The organism is Alcaligenes sp. CHO6, assembly GCF_037120595.1.
Classification (GTDB): Bacteria; Pseudomonadota; Gammaproteobacteria; order Burkholderiales; family Burkholderiaceae_B; genus Alcaligenes; species Alcaligenes ammonioxydans.
Map to the genome: position 1 here is coordinate 42,806 of NZ_JBANCI010000002.1, position 14,945 is coordinate 57,750.

General features: G+C 57.8%; 16 protein-coding genes. 5 read left to right on the forward strand and 11 right to left on the reverse strand.

Going from position 1 to position 14,945, the window contains the following annotated elements:
- The first annotated feature begins 55 nt into the window (after positions 1–55).
- The 5 genes from V6936_RS08215 (at position 56) to V6936_RS08235 (ending at position 4,903) form a co-directional block, all read left to right on the forward strand.
- Positions 56–499 (forward strand): Mth938-like domain-containing protein, encoded by a 444-nt coding sequence (locus tag V6936_RS08215; protein ID WP_059318555.1) that lies wholly within the window; start codon positions 56–58, stop codon positions 497–499.
- Complete coding sequence (locus V6936_RS08220) at positions 496–963, forward strand: peroxiredoxin (RefSeq protein ID WP_003802437.1); 468 nt, start codon at positions 496–498, stop codon at positions 961–963. Before V6936_RS08215 ends, V6936_RS08220 begins: the two co-directional genes overlap by 4 nt.
- Positions 964–1,015: 52 nt before the next feature.
- Positions 1,016–2,740 (forward strand): PhoH family protein, encoded by a 1,725-nt coding sequence (locus V6936_RS08225; RefSeq protein ID WP_131071409.1) that lies wholly within the window; start codon positions 1,016–1,018, stop codon positions 2,738–2,740.
- A 202-nt stretch (positions 2,741–2,942) separates the two neighbouring features.
- Positions 2,943–3,935, forward strand: a complete 993-nt coding sequence (pdxA, locus tag V6936_RS08230; RefSeq protein WP_301606994.1) for a 4-hydroxythreonine-4-phosphate dehydrogenase PdxA — start codon at positions 2,943–2,945, stop codon at positions 3,933–3,935.
- The gene (locus V6936_RS08235) at positions 3,932–4,903 is read left to right on the forward strand and encodes a bile acid:sodium symporter family protein (RefSeq protein ID WP_301606992.1); all 972 of its coding nucleotides are present in this window, start codon (positions 3,932–3,934) and stop codon (positions 4,901–4,903) included. Before pdxA ends, V6936_RS08235 begins: the two co-directional genes overlap by 4 nt.
- 165 nt (positions 4,904–5,068) lie before the next feature.
- On the opposite strand, the gene V6936_RS08240 is transcribed toward V6936_RS08235, so the two are convergent.
- The 11 genes from V6936_RS08240 to V6936_RS08290 all read right to left on the reverse strand — a co-directional run bounded on the left by V6936_RS08240 (position 5,069) and on the right by V6936_RS08290 (position 14,923).
- Positions 5,069–6,439: a replicative DNA helicase gene (locus V6936_RS08240; protein ID WP_003802442.1), complete on the reverse strand. Its 1,371-nt coding sequence runs from the start codon at positions 6,437–6,439 to the stop codon at positions 5,069–5,071.
- A gap of 273 nt (positions 6,440–6,712) precedes the next feature.
- Positions 6,713–7,168, reverse strand: coding sequence for a 50S ribosomal protein L9 (rplI, locus tag V6936_RS08245; RefSeq protein WP_003802443.1), 456 nt, complete (start codon positions 7,166–7,168; stop codon positions 6,713–6,715).
- Between the two features lie 18 nt (positions 7,169–7,186).
- Positions 7,187–7,459: a 30S ribosomal protein S18 gene (rpsR, locus tag V6936_RS08250; protein WP_003802444.1), complete on the reverse strand. Its 273-nt coding sequence runs from the start codon at positions 7,457–7,459 to the stop codon at positions 7,187–7,189.
- A gap of 89 nt (positions 7,460–7,548) precedes the next feature.
- Positions 7,549–7,866 (reverse strand): primosomal replication protein N, encoded by a 318-nt coding sequence (gene priB, locus V6936_RS08255; RefSeq protein ID WP_003802445.1) that lies wholly within the window; start codon positions 7,864–7,866, stop codon positions 7,549–7,551.
- A gap of 13 nt (positions 7,867–7,879) precedes the next feature.
- Entirely contained in the window at positions 7,880–8,278 is a 399-nt protein-coding gene (gene rpsF, locus V6936_RS08260) for a 30S ribosomal protein S6 (protein WP_003802446.1), read from the reverse strand.
- Between the two features lie 143 nt (positions 8,279–8,421).
- Positions 8,422–9,225 (reverse strand): GTP cyclohydrolase FolE2, encoded by an 804-nt coding sequence (folE2, locus tag V6936_RS08265; RefSeq protein WP_003802447.1) that lies wholly within the window; start codon positions 9,223–9,225, stop codon positions 8,422–8,424.
- A gap of 149 nt (positions 9,226–9,374) precedes the next feature.
- Positions 9,375–11,240 carry a 1-deoxy-D-xylulose-5-phosphate synthase gene (dxs, locus tag V6936_RS08270; RefSeq protein WP_003802449.1) on the reverse strand — a complete coding sequence of 622 codons (1,866 nt, stop codon included), beginning with the start codon at positions 11,238–11,240 and terminating at the stop codon, positions 9,375–9,377.
- A 115-nt stretch (positions 11,241–11,355) separates the two neighbouring features.
- Positions 11,356–12,264, reverse strand: a complete 909-nt coding sequence (locus V6936_RS08275; protein WP_003802450.1) for a polyprenyl synthetase family protein — start codon at positions 12,262–12,264, stop codon at positions 11,356–11,358.
- Between the two features lies 1 nt (position 12,265).
- Entirely contained in the window at positions 12,266–12,532 is a 267-nt protein-coding gene (locus V6936_RS08280; protein WP_003802451.1) for an exodeoxyribonuclease VII small subunit, read from the reverse strand.
- 638 nt (positions 12,533–13,170) lie between these two features.
- Positions 13,171–14,022 (reverse strand): sulfurtransferase, encoded by an 852-nt coding sequence (locus V6936_RS08285; protein ID WP_442892586.1) that lies wholly within the window; start codon positions 14,020–14,022, stop codon positions 13,171–13,173.
- Position 14,023: 1 nt separating this feature from the next.
- Positions 14,024–14,923, reverse strand: a complete 900-nt coding sequence (locus V6936_RS08290) for a DMT family transporter (RefSeq protein WP_051010444.1) — start codon at positions 14,921–14,923, stop codon at positions 14,024–14,026.
- Positions 14,924–14,945: the final 22 nt, after the last annotated feature.

The following is a 14,945-nucleotide window of genomic DNA, read 5'->3' on the forward strand; positions in this document are numbered from 1 at the left end:
ATCGTCGCTGACGCTTTGCGCTATCATCGATAGCTGAAAACCGGAGAGACTCATCGTGCAACTGCAACGCGAACATAACCCCGCCCTAAATGCCATCACCGCCTACGGTGAGGACTACGTGGCGATCAACTTTCAAAACCACGATCATTCCATCTTCTTTAGCCCTGAAGGACCGGTGCAGACCCTGGCTATTCAAAGCGCTTCCGAGCTGACCGCTGCCTTGCTGCGACAAATTGCGGGACTGGAATCGCTCAAGCAAGACCCCATGGCCTTTCTGGATGACGCCCCGCCCGCACGCCCGGACAATGCGCCGGAACTGATTTTGATTGGGACCGGACAGCGTCAGCATTTTTTGCACCCTGCCGTCACCCAGGAAATGCTGCAGTGGGGCATAGGGGTGGAAATCATGGATACCCAGGCCGCTGCCAGAACCTACAATATCCTCATGTCCGAAGGCCGCAAAGTCGTTGCCGCCTTACTCATACAGGAAAAAGCATGACAGCCGTAAAAATAGGTGCCCCCATTCCCGACTTTTCCGTGCCCTCCACGCAGGGCGAGTTCAGCGCGGCTGATCTTAAAGGAAAAATGACAGTGTTGTACTTTTACCCTAAAGACAACACCCCGGGCTGCACCACCGAATCCCAGAATTTCCGTGATGCCCAGGCCGAATTTGAGGCCGCAGGCGCGCAGATCATTGGTGTTTCGCGCGACTCGCTAGGTTCACATGAGCGCTTTATCGACAAGCAAGGTCTGACCTTCCCCTTGCTGGCCGACACCGAGGAGCGCTTGTGCGAACTGTTTGGGGTCATGAAAATGAAAAACATGTACGGTAAACAGGTACGTGGCATTGAGCGCAGCACCTTCTTGATCGACGCCCACGGGGTCTTGATTCAGGAATGGCGTGGCATCAAAGTGCCAGGCCACGTCCAGGCTGTATTACAGGCTGTCCAGCAAACCGCCTGAAACCTTACCGTGTCGGCCCGCGGGCCGACACACAACCAGGAGTACGTGTTATATGCCGCTACCAACGTTGCCCACCAAGCTGGGAACCCTGCTTAGCGAAAAAGATGACAGTGTCATCCTTGCCGATCCACCCGTACAACCAGACGAACCCGACACGCCCCCTGCCCGCCCTGCCGCTGCCAGCAACAAGGCAGCTGCCACGCCCCGCGCCAAAAAACCTGCGCCCGTAAAAACAGCGCCCGCGGCCCCGACAGCAGTGCCCGCGCCTGCCACCGCCGCCAAGACCGCTCCCGACAAAAGTGCGGCAGCCAATCCGGCTCAGGCCCCCAGGCCTGCGGCCGGCACGGCCAGCAAGCGCACCCGTCTGGCTCCCACTCAGCGCAAACTGTTTGTGCTCGATACCAACGTCTTGCTACACGACTCCAATTCGCTGTTCAAGTTTGAGGAACACGACATCTTCCTGCCCATGATGGTGCTCGAAGAGCTGGATCACCAGAAAAAAGGCCTGTCCGAAGTGGCTCGCAATGCGCGTCAGGTCAGCCGTTCCTTGGAAGGCTTGGTAGGCGATCATGGCCTAGACAAGCCCATCAATCTGGATGGCATCGGCAATACCGAAGCGCGTGGCGCCGTCACCTTCCAGACCAGCGCGCTCGATACCAGCCTGCCCATCCAGCTACCGCTGGGCAAGGCGGACAACGCCATTTTGGCCGTGGTCAACGCCCTGACCAAAAGCATGCCCAAGCGCGAAGTGGTTCTGGTGTCCAAAGACATCAATATGCGCCTGAAGGCCAAGGCCCTGGGCCTGCTGGCCGAGGACTACCGCCATGACCACGTGCTGGATGACTCCGACCTGCTCTATGACGGTGTCATGCCCTTGCCGGACAATTTCTGGACCAAGCACGGCAAGAACATGGAATCCTGGCAACAAGGTGGCACCACCTTCTACCGCATCAGCGGGCCGCTGTGCAGCCAGTTCATGGTCAACCAGTTCGTGTTTACCGAAGGCGACGATCCCCTGTACGCCCAGGTACGCGAGACCGCCGGCAACACCGCGGTGCTGGCCACCTTGCGCGACTACAGCCATGGCAAGAACAATGTCTGGGGCATTACGGCTCGCAACCGCGAGCAGAATTTTGCCCTGAACCTGTTGATGAACCCCGATTTTGATTTCGTCTCGCTGCTGGGCCATGCCGGTACGGGTAAAACGCTGCTGGCACTGGCCAGCGCGCTCACCCAAACGCTGGAGACCAAGCGCTACAACGAGATCATCATCACCCGTGCCACCGTGCCGGTGGGAGACGACATCGGCTTTCTGCCCGGCACTGAAGAAGAGAAAATGCAGCCCTGGATGGGCGCTCTGGAAGACAACCTGGAGGTACTGCATCTGGGTACCGGCAAATCGTCCAGTAACCTGAGCAACCCACAAGGCTCGGAGGCGCCGCGCAACTCCACCATGGAGCTGGTACGTTCCAAGATCAAGGTCAAATCCCTGAGCTTTATGCGCGGCCGCACGTTCATGAACAAGTTTCTGATCATCGACGAGGCACAGAACCTCACGCCCAAACAGATGAAAACACTGGTGACGCGCGCTGGCCCAGGCACTAAAATCGTCTGTCTGGGCAATATTGCCCAGATCGACACACCCTATCTGACCGAGGGCAGTTCAGGGCTGACCTATGTGGTAGACCGATTTAAAGGCTGGCCACATGCCGGTCACATCACCCTGCAGCGTGGGGAACGCTCCCGCTTGGCCGATTACGCCAGCGACGCGCTCTAAACGGCATCCCTGCTCACTCAAACCGGGTCATGAACCCGGTTTTTTTTTAGCCAGGCTGCCCTAAGGTAAACAGCTCCCTCGGGGCAGCAAGCCATAGGCGCGGCGTGAAGTGTTTTTACCGTCAGTCCAGCCCCCGGCAAAATGCTCCCCGCAGGGGAACCAGCCAAAGGCGTAGCGCAGAAGTTTTTTTATAGCCATTATCATGAACCGAACCGAACAACCCATTGGGATCACCATGGGCGATGCTGCCGGCATAGGCCCGGAAATCATCGCCCGTCTGATTGTTGAGGGTCTGCCCCACCCGGCAGTCGTCTATGGCGATGCTGGTGCCCTGCGCCGCGCCTTGTCCGTGATCGGCGCTGACCCGCACTGGCGTGTCCAGGAAATGACGCAAGCGATTTGCCCTCCTGCTGGCGTCATTGCCGTTCTCAACCGTTGGCAGGCTCTGCCCGCTGATCTCCCTTATGGGCAGGTCAGCGCCCAAGCCGGACGCGGCGCGTATGAGTATTTGTGTCACGCTATTGATGATGCCCAGGCCGGACTGATACGCGCTATTGTCACCGCACCACTCAACAAGCTGGCCATGCAAAAAGGCGGTATTGATGCCCCTGGGCATACTGAAATTCTGGCCGAACGCAGTCACACAGAGCACTACGCCATGATGCTGGCCAACGAGCACTTGCGCTCCATTCTGGTCACCATTCACGAACCGCTGGCACGCGTCCCTTCCCTGATTACGAAAGAGCGCGTGCTGCAAACCATACGATTGGCACAACTGGCCTGCACCCAAGCGGGGATCGCCAAGCCACGCGTGGCGGTGGCCGGTTTGAACCCCCACGCCGGTGAAGGCGGAAAGTTCGGCCTGGAAGACATAGAACAGATCACCCCGGCTATTGAACAAGCCTGCGCCGAAGGCATACAAGCCAGCGGCCCCTGGCCCGGTGACACGATTTTCATGCGTGCCCGTCAGGGGGCGTTCGATATTGTGGTGGCCCAATATCATGACCAGGGACTGATTCCCATCAAGCTGCTGGGCCTGGACGAAGGGGTGAACGTGACGGTGGGCCTGCCCTTTATCCGCACCAGCGTGGACCATGGAACCGCGTACGACATCGCCGGACAAGGCAAGGCCGATGCCTCATCACTGCGCTATGCCTACCGTATGGCCCTTTCCATGAGCGCTTACCAGGCATGATCAAGCGTTTACCGATTGACCCGTTCTTGCTGAAACTGTTTGCTACCGTTGCACTGGCCAGTCTGCTGCCCGCCCAAGGCTGGGGCGTGCCACTGTTTCAACACATCACGCAGATTGCCATTGCACTGTTGTTCTTTCTGCATGGCGCCCGCCTGTCACGCGAGGCTATCTGGGGCGGCCTGTCCCACTGGCGTTTGCACCTGCTGATTCTGTCCGTTACCTTTTTGCTCTTCCCGGTTCTGGGCAGTGGCGTGGCAGCCGTGCTGCGCCCCTGGCTAACCGACAATCTGTACTTGGGGATTCTGTTTCTGGCTTGCCTGCCCAGCACCGTGCAATCTGCAGTGGCTCTGACCGCCATGGCTAGGGGGAATGTGCCGGTGTCGATTTGCAGCGCCTCTGCCTCTACGCTGCTTGGCGTATTCATCACTCCCCTGCTGGTCGGCATCATGTTGGCCGGAACGACCAGTGCCCAGGCAACGGTATCCCTGGAGGCGGTGGGAAAAATCATGCTGCAACTGTTTTTCCCCTTTGTCTTCGGGCATCTGCTGCGCCCCTTGATCGGAGCCTGGGTCATGAAACGCCAGCAACTGCTCAAAGTCGTGGATCAGGGCTCAATTCTGCTGGTGGTGTATACGGCTTTTTCAGGCGCTGTAGTAGGCGGACTCTGGACCTCTACGCCGCTCAGTGCCTTGGGACTGATTGTGCTGTCCAACGCCATTCTGTTGACCTTGGCGCAGGTGCTGGCCTGGAATCTGGGACGCTGGCTGGGTTTTTCCTTTGAAGACCGAGTCAGCTTGCTGATGTGCGGTTCCAATAAAAGCCTGAGCAGCGGCATCCCGATTGCCAACGTGATTTTCCCCAGCGTCATGGTGGGGCCTGTCATCTTGCCCATCATGCTGTTTCACCAGTGGCAGCTTCTGGTCTGTGCGTGGTTGGCCAAGCGACTGGCGGCCGGCCGCGGAGACTAAAAAGACGAGGGCCCTTGGGAACGATTGACTGAGCCGGGAATCAGGCGGGCAAGACGATAAAAAAGAGGGGCCCGACAATGTGCACAGGCCCCTCCTATTGTTTTCCTTCCGTATCCGCTACAAAGCGCTACTTGGGCAGCCCATTGCACACTGCGGCGCCCGTCGTCATGTAGGCATGTAATCCAGAAAGCGCGTACTGGCTCCCGCAAAGGTCAGGCGCACCGAACCAATCGGGCCGTTACGCTGCTTACCGATAATGATTTCAGCCGTGCCTTTATCGGGCGAGTCTGGGTTGTAGACCTCGTCACGGTAAATAAACAAGATCAAGTCAGCATCCTGCTCAATAGCGCCTGATTCTCGCAAGTCACTCATCACCGGGCGTTTGTTAGGACGTTGCTCCAGACTGCGGTTCAACTGCGACAAAGCAATCAAGGGACAGTTAAGCTCTTTAGCCAGACCCTTCAAGGAACGACTGATCTCGGAAATTTCCGTCGCCCGGTTCTCACCACCACTAGAGGACATCAGTTGCAGGTAGTCGATAATAATCAGGCCGAGCTGCCCACACTGACGAGCCAGCCGCCGTGCGCGTGCCCGCACCTCCATGGACGACAAGCCGGGGGTTTCATCAATATAGATCTGGGCTTCCTGCACTTGCTGAACAGCATGCGTCAGGCGCGGCCAGTCATCTGCCGTCAACTTGCCGGTACGCATGCGGTGCTGGTCCAGCAACCCTACCGAACCCACCATACGCATGGCCAACTGCACCGCGCCCATTTCCATGGAGAACACGGCGACGGGCAGGCCCTGAGCAATCGCCACATGCTCGCCAATGTTCATGGAAAAGGAGGTTTTACCCATGGACGGACGTCCGGCCACAATCACCAGGTCCCCTGGCTGCAAACCGGAGGTCATCTTGTCCAGGTCGACAAAACCCGTCGGCACGCCCGTCACTTCCGAGTCGCCCTCACGGTGGTACAGCTCGTCAATGCGCTCCACCACCTGACTGAGCAAGGGCTGAATTTCCAGAAAACCCTGCGAACCACGCGCTCCTTCCTGGGCGATCTGAAACACCCGCGTTTCGGCCTCATCCAAAATCTGACGGGCTTCTTTACCTTGTGGATTGAAGGCAGCAGAGGATATCTCGTCGGCCACGGTCACCAGCTTGCGCAGCGTGGAGCGTTCACGCACGATCTCGGCATACCGACGAATGTTGGCCGCCGAAGGCGTGTTATGCGCCAGGGCATTCAAATAGGCCAGCCCCCCCACCTCCTCCTGCTTGCCCGCCACGGACAGAGACTCAAATACGGTGACGACGTCGGCAGGCCGGGCCAGTCCGATCAAACGGGTAATGTGTTGCCAGATCAGCTTATGATCAAAACGATAAAAATCCTCGTCGGTGACAATGTCGGCCACCCGGTCAAACGCGGCATTATCGAGCAACAAGCCACCGAGCACCGACTGCTCCGCCTCGATTGAATGAGGCGGGACCCGAAGGTAATCCAGCGTTGAATCGGATTTGGCTGACTTGCTTTCCATGCATATACCTTCAAATCAAGGAAAAAAATCGACGCCGCAGCCCGCAAAATGCGTTGCGCGGTCTTAAGCAGGAGGTGTATCTGGGGTCAGAACAGTCAGACTCAATAAGACATTGAGCCGACAGGACCGGATGCGGCAGTACAAACAGGCTCGGGCGCGATCGCATTGCCCGGGCAGGCTGGAGAGAAAACAAAAAAGCCGGCTTGCACCGGCTTTTTCTAGCTTGGCAGATACACTCCAAAGAAGAATGTACCATGCGTCAACGCACTAGTCTTAGGCGACGTCGCCTTGAACCACAACGTTGATTTCAGCGATCACGTCAGGGTGCAGAGCAACCTGGACAGGGTACTCGCCCACAGCTTTCAGGTGACCGTCGATCAAACGAACCTGGGTCTTGACCAGATCTTCAAAGCCTGCTGCTTTCAGCGCATTGGCGATGTCCATGGTGGTCACGGAACCAAACAGACGACCATCCACACCGGCTTTCTGAACCAGCGTGAACGTCTGACCGTTCAGCTTTTCGTTCTGAGCCTGAGCAGCGGCCAGCTTTTCAGCCTGCAGCTTTTCCAGTTCGGCACGACGTGCTTCGAACTCTTGCAAAGCAGCAGCCGTTGCACGGCGAGCAACTTTACGTGGCAGCAGGAAGTTACGGGCGTAACCATCACGTACGCGCACGACATCACCCAGATTACCCAGGTTGGCGACTTTTTCGAGCAAAATAACTTGCATGACTAAGGTTCCTCTGGATTATTTGTGGTTGTCGGTGTACGGCAACAGAGCCAGGAAACGAGCGCGCTTGACGGCGGTGTCCAGCTGACGCTGGTAGTGAGCTTTGGTGCCCGTCAAACGTGCAGGGATTATCTTGCCATTTTCCTGGATGAAATCACGCAGGGTGTCCAGATCTTTGTAATCAATTTCTTCAACGCCAGCGACGGTGAAGCGGCAGAATTTGCGGCGCTTGAACAGTGGGTTCTGTTGTGCAAATTTGCGTTTTTTGTCTTTGCCTCTACGGAAAGCCATTTTGTGCCTCGTTAGTAACCGGGCTATACCCGGGAGAATTCAGTGTGAAGCGAGGTGTTGAACACTTCGCGACGATCGAGCCAGACCAGTCAGACCGTAACAGAGCCTTGTCCCGGAAAGTGACGCTGATACTGCTGTACATGCAGCACCAGACGCGTCGAACCTTTACGGGCCGGGGCTATAAAACCTTGTAGCTGCAAATGGGCTCCCAAAGGAGTGTCTGCCAGACCCAAGGCGTTATTGCCTAATGCCACTACCTGCATCGTCAATGCGATTTGCCGGGAGTGACCGGCTTCCATTACGGAAGATTCGTGTTCCAGGACCAATTCCAGAGCAGGGACACCAGCCGGCGTATAACGCAAAGGCTTGATGTCGATAAGCTGGCCGGCAAGAGAGAACTGGTTCACGCAGTCGGAGCTATTACTCTTCAGCTTGAGCTTCAGCGTCAGCCGCTGCAGGAGCGCTGGCTTCGGTGCTTGCTTTACGTGCTTCTTCGCGTTCGACGGACTTCATCATGACCGAAGCGCCTTCAGGGGCTTTCTTCGTGCCAGCGACGAGGTAACGCAAGATGGCGTCGTTGTAGCGGAAGGAATGCTCCAGCTCGTCCAAGGTGGACTGACCGCATTCGATGTTCAGGCACACGTAGTGAGCCTTGACCAGTTTCTGGATGGGGTAAGCCAGTTGACGGCGGCCCCAGTCTTCCAGACGATGAATAGCACCGCCTTCGGAAGTAACAATCGCCGAATAGCGCTCGATCATGGCGGGCACTTGCTCGCTTTGATCGGGATGCACAATGAACACTACTTCGTAGTGACGCATGGAACAACTCCTTGTGGATATCGCCTACTACCCGCTGCAAAAACAGTCAGGCACCAAGCGCGACAGCCCGCCCATTCAATCCGGGTCGAGCAAGAAACAATAGATACTAGCACCAAAAAAGCCTGGCTGACAAGCCAAAAGCCTTAGCCCTGCACGCTTGCGTAGGCAGAGTGATTATGAATCGACTCGAAATTCTCGGCTTCGATGCTATAACGCAACACTCCGGGCAGACTGCGCACGCTGACAGCCACATCCCGAACCAGATCTTCGACAAATTTGGGATTGTCGTAGGCGTACTCGGTCACGTATTTTTCATCAGTGCGCTTTAACAGGCCCCAAAGCTGACACGAAGCCTGCTCCTCCACCGACCGGATCAAGGCGGGCAGATCCAGAGCGTCCGGATGGGAAAAAACGGCTTGCACGGTCACATGCGAGCGCTGATTATGCGCACCGTATTCGGAAATTGCTTTCGAGCAGGGGCACAGACTGGTCACGGGAACCAGCACGGACAGCTCGAACTCGGGCTGGTCATCCACGCCAACACGCGCCGTCCAGCTGACGGTGTAATCCATCAGGCTGGCCACTCCCGATACAGGCGCGACTTTTTCAAGAAATACGGGAAAAGTCGCTGTCATATCGCCACGACCGGCGTTCAGCAAAGGCAGCATGGCCTGGGCCATCTGTACAAAACCGGCTGGGGTCAGGGCTTGACGGCGATACTCTTCCAGCAAGGCCACAAAGCGCGACATATGGGTGCCTTTTTCTTCCGGCGGCAAAGCCACCGTCAACTCCCATTGCGCCACGGTGGGCACAGCCTGCCCCTGCAGATCCAGCATCATCGGATGCCGCACCCCGCGCACACCCACGCGCTGAATTGCAACACGGCGTGTATCCATGCTGCTTTGCACATCTGGCATGGCCAAGGGCGATTCCGACACTGTATTCATATCCATCAGCTTCAGCGACGGCAGAGCCGCCACTGTAAATAAAAAGAATAATTGATGATTATCTTACGCTTATCGCAAGCGAGCTTCGATAACCTTAACAAGAACGCGCATATTGGGGTATTTAAACCCTAAACTGTGCAGAAATTGCCTCATTCCTCGAACAGACTTGAGAAACGCGCACGAATGGAGCGTTCGATGCCAACCGCATCCAGACCCAAATCCTGAGCAATTTTCTTTTGATCGCCGTGATCGATGAACTCGTCGGGGTAAGCCAGCTGCAAAACGGGCATGACCAGCGCTTCACGGCTGATAAATTCCAGCACGGCACTGCCTGCGCCACCCATCAGACAACCCTCTTCCACTGTGACAAAAGCCTGATGGCTTTGCGCCAGCTCTTGCAGCAGGGCCTCGTCCATGGGTTTGACAAAACGCATATCCACCACGGTGGCATCCAGTGCCTCGGCCGCTTTCAGGGCTTCGTGCAACACTGGGCCAAAAGCCAGAATCGCCAGATTTTTGCCCTGACGACGCAAATTCGCCTTGCCCAGCGGCACGGTGTTGAGTTCCTGACTGACCGGCGCCCCAATGCCGGCACCCCGCGGATAACGCACCGAGCTGGGCCCGGGATGCTGGTAGCAACAGGTCAACAGCAAGCGAGTTTCATTTTCATCCGACGGCGTGGCAACGACCATGTTCGGAATGCAACGCAAAAAAGCGATGTCGTAATTACCCGCGTGGGTCGCCCCGTCGGCCCCCACGATTCCGGCACGATCCAACGCAAAGGTCACGTCCAGATTCTGCAAGGCCACATCGTGAATCAACTGATCGTAGCCACGCTGCAGAAAGGTCGAATAAATAGCCACAACGGGTTTTTGCCCCTCACAGGCCAAGCCGGCCGCAAAGGTGACAGCGTGCTGCTCGGCAATGCCCACATCGAAATACCGGCGTGGAAACTGCTGCTCGAACTCCACCATCCCACTGCCCTCACGCATGGCGGGGGTGATACCGTACAAGCGTTGGTCGTGTCTGGCCATGTCACACAGCCACTGACCAAAAATCTGGGTAAAGGTCGGACGCGGCTTGGTGGCAGGTTTGACCAAACCCACGGAGGGATCAAATTTGCCAGGGCCGTGATAGAGCACAGGGTCAGCCTCTGCCAGCTTGTAGCCCTGCCCTTTGCGGGTGACGACGTGCAAAAACTGCAAGCCGCCCAGATCGCGCAGATTGCTCAGGGTAGAGACCAAGGCATCCAGATCATGGCCGTCGATCGGACCGACATAATTGAAACCCAGCTCTTCAAATAAGGTAGCGGGCGTCAGAATCCCCTTGGCATGGCCTTCAAACTTGCGCGCCAGATCCAGTACGGGCGGTACATGCTGCAAAACAGCACGACCTACATTCTTGGCAGCGGCATAGAAACGGCCCGACATCAGGCGCGCCAAATAGTGATTCAGGGCACCCACGGGTGGCGAGATCGACATGTCGTTGTCGTTCAGGATCACCAGCACATTCACATCGGGGGTCACGCCTGCATTGTTCAGGGCCTCGAAGGCCATACCGGCCGTCATGGCTCCATCGCCGATCACGGCGATATGCTGACGTTCGATACCGGCATTGCGCGAGGCCACGGCCATACCCAGCACCGCCGAGATGGAGGTGGAGGAATGCGCGGTGCCAAAATCGTCGTATTCGGACTCGGAGCGCTTGGGAAAGCCCGAAATACCATCTTGCTGACGCAAGCCGGCCATTTGTTCGCGCCGGCCAGTCAGAATCTTGTGCGGATAGGACTGATGACCCACATCCCACACGATACGGTCGTGCGGCGTCTCAAACACATAGTGCAAGGCCGTGGTCAATTCAACCGTGCCCAGATTGGACGACAAGTGCCCACCGGTTTTGGATACAGACTGCAGAACAAACTCGCGCAACTGACGGGCCAGCTCGGGAAGATCGCGTTGATCAAGCTGGCGCAAGTCGGCGGGAGAGTGGATCTGCTCTAGGGAAACGGTTGTCATACTAAAAGACGTCTATCCGGGCAAATAAGTGAAACGACTGTCCAAGAACAATCGCCAATCGGCTATTGTAAAACGCTTCGCGGCCTGTGCCAAAGTCACACAGACCGGCAACGGTCTAATGATCGCGGCCCACGATGTAATCGGCCAGTTGCGTCAGGCGTGTCGCGGCAGGCCCCAAAGGTCGCAACGCCAGTTGGGCCTGCTCATTGAGCGCCCCCAGCAACTCTCGCGATCCTTCCATACCCAGAATGGACACATAGGTGGGCTTGTTATCAGCGGCATCCTTGCCCGCCGTCTTGCCCAAGGTCTCCGTATCCGCGGTGACATCCAAAATGTCGTCCACAACCTGAAAAGCCAGACCCACAGCCTGGGCATATTCCTCCAGGCCATTGCGCACGGTAGACGAGGCGCCTGCCACAATACCGCCCAGCAATACACTGGCCTGCAGCATGGCACCGGTCTTCATGCTGTGCATTTCCTGCAGTTGATCGCGATCCAGGGCAATACCCACACTATCGCAGTCAATGGCCTGACCGCCCGCCATACCGGCACTGCCCGCAGCCTGAGCCAACTGGGTGATCGCCTGCACGATGAGAGCGGGCGCAATTGGCATTTGCGCCAACAGCTCGAAGGCCAAGGGCTGCAAAGCATCGCCAGCCAGCATGGCGCAGGCTTCGTCAAACTGCACATGCGTGGTCGGACGGCCGCGACGCAGCTTGTCATCGTCCATGCAAGGCAAATCATCGTGTACCAAAGAGTAGGCGTGAATCAGCTCCACGGCTGCAGCCGCCAACTCCAGAGCTTTTTGTTGCGCAGCGGCCATCGGCTTGCCTTGCAAGGCAGCCTCACCGGCAGCATACACCAGGGCGGCACGCACACGCTTGCCCCCCCCGAGCACGGAATAACGCATGGCCTCGTGCAAACGAGCAGGCTCCTGACTGACTGGGGGCAAGGACTGATCCAGTACATGTTCAGTTTGCTCAACCCGAGCCTGAAGCCAATCAGAAAAACTGGTAGAACTCATCTTAACTATCTCCAACGGCCTCATCCCCGGACAGGGGACGCAACAGATTGCCTTGCAATACGCTGACCTGTTCTTGGGCAAGGTCCAGCTTGCGTTGACACAACTGGGCTAACTCCACGCCCTGCTCATACGCCTGCAAGGCTTGCTCCAGCGGCAACGCCCCACTTTCCATACGAGCGACCAGCGCCTCCAGTTGCGCCAGAGCGGACTCGAAATCCTGCTGGGCTGGCGCCTGGGCGCTTTGATTATCATCGCGAGATTTAACCATAATTATTCCTGATCAATGAGGGCGGTCCGGACAAGCCGACACCCAATTGGAAGTGGCATTGTACGGGAGCTGGCGCGGGAGGGTAGTCTACAATCCGGATAGAGAGCCGGTACAAAAAAGAAAAATGCCCCCCACGCTGCGCCTGCGGCTTGCTGCCCCCCCAAGGGGGGCGCTTTTTACCTTGGGGCGGCCCGGCGGTAAAAACATGCCCCCCACGCTGCGCCTGCGGCTTGCTGCCCCCCAAGGGGGGCGCTTTTTACCTTGGGGCGGCCCGGCGGTAAAAACATGCCCCCCACGCTGCGCCTGCGGCTTGCAACTCCCCAAGGGGACTCTTTTACCTTGGAGAGGTCCGGCGGTAAAACATGCCTCCACGCTGCATCTGCGGCTTGCGGCCCCCAGAGGGGAAACTTTTACCGTGGGGCGACCCGGCGGTAAAACGTGCCTCCACGCTGCATCTGCGGCTTGCGGCCCCCAAAGGGGAAACTTTTACCGTGGGGCGACCTGGCAGTAAAACATACTCCATACTGCACCAGCGGCTTGCAGCTCCCCACGGGGACTCTTTTACCTTGAGGAGGCCCGGCGGTAAAAAGGCCGCCCGTGGGCGGCCTTTTCAATTCTGCCAGGGTGGCAGGGCAAGCCTAACTGCGCGCTACGGGGCGGCTCGCATCACTCACCCATTCACTCCAGGAGCCCGGATAAAGACCGGAACCCGTCAGGCCTGCCAACTCCATCGCAAAAAGATTGTGACAAGCGGTAATACCTGAACCACACTGATGTACGACCTGATGGGCAGGAGTGGCACCCAGCAAATCCTGAAACTCCTGACGTAACTGCGCTGCCGGCTTGAAACGCCCCTGTTCATCCAGATTATTCAGATGGGAACGATTCAAGGCGTCGGGGATATGGCCGGCCACGGGGTCCATCGGCTCCACATCTCCCCGATAACGCTCCGCAGCGCGCGCATCCAGTACCGTGAAAACAGGCGTCGTCAGGTTTTTGAGCACTTCCTGAGTGCTGACCGTAGGCATGGCGGCGTGCTCAGGCAGGCTTACCGTGCCAGTGGACTGAACCGGCGTGGCGGCCCCTTGCTGCTCGGCTCCCCCCACCTGTTGCCAGGCTTGCCAGCCGCCGTTCAAAATAGCGACCCGGGAGTGCCCCAACCAGCGCAGCATCCACCACATATGGCTGGCAAACAGCGCCCCCTGGGCGTCATACACCACCACCTGCGTGTCATCGCTCAACCCTTTTCCCTGCAAAAGCTGGGCCAGCTCCTGACGGCTGGGCAAAGGATGGCGGCCATTGAAACCCGTCTTGGGCGCGGCCAGATCCAATTCATGATCCAGAAAAACTGCCCCGGGAATATGTCCTTGCTCATAAGCGCGCCGCCCGGCCTGATGATCGGCCAGATCATGGCGTACGTCCAGAATCAACCACTGCGGATTGTTCAGCTCGGCCTGGACCTGCTCGGCGCTAACCAGAAATTCAAACACCTCATGCCTCCTTGACAGAAGCCTGCTCCTGCGCCGCGGCCTGACCTCGCAAGATACGATCCTCGCTGTAGGTACGCCAGGCCGACAACAAGCCAGACCCAATAATCAATCCCATGCCCGCCCATGCCAGCCAGTCGGGCACATCGCCCCAGAATGCTATGCCAATCAGGGCAGCAAAAATAATGGTGGTGTATTGCAGGGCCGCGGTCAACAAGGCCGAGCCCAGCCCGAATGCCCGTGTCATGGTCAACTGCCCGAACAAGCCCGACAGGCCCACTCCCAGCAAAGCCAGCCAGGCGCGCCAGCTCAGCTCCCGCCAACCTTCCCACAGCAGGCCAAGCAGGCTGGAACAGACGACAAAACAGGAAAACAGAAGCACCGTGCGCCATTCAGGTTCGCCAGAACGCCCCAAAGCCCGCACCTGCATCATGGCGACGGCGCTTAGCGCGCCGGCACACAGGCCCAGCATGGCCGCCCACCACTGGTCGGGAGTAATACTGGGGCGCAGTACGCCGATCACCCCCATGAAACCCAGCAGCACCGCGATCAGACGCACAGGATCGCGCTGGGTACCGCCCCAGGCGAGCATCCAGCAGGCAATAAACAGGGGAGCAGTGTAGTTAAGGCTAACCGCCGTGGATAAAGGCAGATTGGCCAGGGCCAGAAAGCCCAGCCACATGGAGCTGACCCCCGACACATTACGTCGGATATGCAGCTTCCAGCTTTGCGGGGCCAGCCTCAAACCGCGACTCTTGGCCCAGAACACCAATAGCAGAACCGACGGTACACCCCGGAACAAAACGATTTGTGCCATCGAGGCCCCCGCATCGGCGGACACTTTGACGCAGGCCCCCATAATGGCAAACATGGCGCAGGCTACCAGCATCCACAATGACTGCATGTGATCAGACCAGATTCAGTGA

What these genes read in the sequence shown, in the direction of transcription:
- V6936_RS08220 (WP_003802437.1), top strand. Translation starts at nt 496, where the DNA reads ATGACAGCCGTAAAAATAGGTGCCCCCATTCCCGACTTTTCCGTGCCC.
- V6936_RS08225 (WP_131071409.1), top strand. Translation starts at nt 1,016, where the DNA reads ATGCCGCTACCAACGTTGCCCACCAAGCTGGGAACCCTGCTTAGCGAA.
- pdxA (WP_301606994.1), top strand. Translation starts at nt 2,943, where the DNA reads ATGAACCGAACCGAACAACCCATTGGGATCACCATGGGCGATGCTGCC.
- V6936_RS08235 (WP_301606992.1), top strand. Translation starts at nt 3,932, where the DNA reads ATGATCAAGCGTTTACCGATTGACCCGTTCTTGCTGAAACTGTTTGCT.
- V6936_RS08240 (WP_003802442.1), bottom strand. Translation starts at nt 6,439, where the DNA reads ATGGAAAGCAAGTCAGCCAAATCCGATTCAACGCTGGATTACCTTCGG.
- rplI (WP_003802443.1), bottom strand. Translation starts at nt 7,168, where the DNA reads ATGCAAGTTATTTTGCTCGAAAAAGTCGCCAACCTGGGTAATCTGGGT.
- rpsR (WP_003802444.1), bottom strand. Translation starts at nt 7,459, where the DNA reads ATGGCTTTCCGTAGAGGCAAAGACAAAAAACGCAAATTTGCACAACAG.
- rpsF (WP_003802446.1), bottom strand. Translation starts at nt 8,278, where the DNA reads ATGCGTCACTACGAAGTAGTGTTCATTGTGCATCCCGATCAAAGCGAG.
- folE2 (WP_003802447.1), bottom strand. Translation starts at nt 9,225, where the DNA reads ATGAATACAGTGTCGGAATCGCCCTTGGCCATGCCAGATGTGCAAAGC.
- dxs (WP_003802449.1), bottom strand. Translation starts at nt 11,240, where the DNA reads ATGACAACCGTTTCCCTAGAGCAGATCCACTCTCCCGCCGACTTGCGC.
- V6936_RS08275 (WP_003802450.1), bottom strand. Translation starts at nt 12,264, where the DNA reads ATGAGTTCTACCAGTTTTTCTGATTGGCTTCAGGCTCGGGTTGAGCAA.
- V6936_RS08280 (WP_003802451.1), bottom strand. Translation starts at nt 12,532, where the DNA reads ATGGTTAAATCTCGCGATGATAATCAAAGCGCCCAGGCGCCAGCCCAG.
- V6936_RS08290 (WP_051010444.1), bottom strand. Translation starts at nt 14,923, where the DNA reads ATGCAGTCATTGTGGATGCTGGTAGCCTGCGCCATGTTTGCCATTATG.